This window comes from Polaribacter sp. Z022 (genome assembly GCF_023555495.1).
Taxonomy (GTDB): Bacteria; Bacteroidota; Bacteroidia; order Flavobacteriales; family Flavobacteriaceae; genus Polaribacter.
This window is the reverse complement of sequence record NZ_JALCZO010000030.1, coordinates 1-943: the sequence shown is the minus strand read 5'-3', so window position 1 is coordinate 943 and position 943 is coordinate 1. Positions and strand designations below refer to the sequence as shown.

The following is a 943-nucleotide window of genomic DNA, read 5'->3' as shown; positions in this document are numbered from 1 at the left end:
GCGAGTCTTAAGAAAGACTCGCTTTTTTTTATATCAAACGTACCAATAGTTTGATGAAACAATTAACTAAATTTTTATATTGTAAAGTTCTTTGAATATGTTCTATTATCAGAATTAACATATACTTTGTATTCTCCTTTTTTGTTTTCAGATAATTTGTAAGTTCTTTTTAAAAGATCATCACCTTTAATATTATCAGAAAGTATAGCTTCACCATTATAATAGATAACTACATTTAATGGTTTATTATTAAAATCTAGTTTAGAAACATAGATTAAGTTTTCTTTAGCTCTAATTACTGGTTTAAAAAGTTTTGTATTACTGTTGTTTAAAAAAGTAACCAAACCATTTTTTACATAAAACTCTTTAATAATTATTTCGAAATCTTTGTTTAATTCTGCAGTATAAACACCATTTTCTAAAGCAGAAAAATCAAAAGTTCTAGAAAAATTACCAGAAGCTGCAATTTCTTGATTGTATACAGAAACACCTTTATCGTTTTTAATAGTTAAAGATTGTCCTTTTCTTACATTCTTAAATTCTACTTTAACAGTTTTCTTAGCTTTATTATTTGTAGAATTTGTATCGTTGTTAGCGTAACTAATTAATGTTCCGAACATTAATGCTACTAATAAAATTGATTTCATATTTGTTTTCATTGTGTTGTCATTTTAATGATTAATAACACTACAAATTTATGGCAGAAGTTTGTGCCCGAAAACATCATTATTGGCATGTTTGTATGTAAAATTAACAGGATAAAATAGTATAGAATAAGGTTAATGTTAATATGGTATATATTGTTGTTAATTATCTATATTCTTATCTAAGAAGTCAATTTTAGTGCAAAAAAAAGCGAGTCTTAAGAAAGACTCGCTTTTTTTTATATCAAACGTACCAATAGTTTGATGAAACAATTAACTAAATTTTTATATTGTAAAGT

Annotated in this window: 1 protein-coding gene; it reads right to left on the bottom strand. The window is 24.3% G+C overall.

Annotated elements, in window-relative coordinates; genetic code table 11:
• Positions 1-74: 74 nt before the first annotated feature.
• A complete protein-coding gene (locus tag MPF13_RS15435) occupies positions 75-659 on the bottom strand; it encodes a T9SS type A sorting domain-containing protein (RefSeq protein WP_249983660.1) in 585 nt (194 codons plus the stop codon).
• Between the last annotated feature and the right edge of the window lie 284 nt (positions 660-943).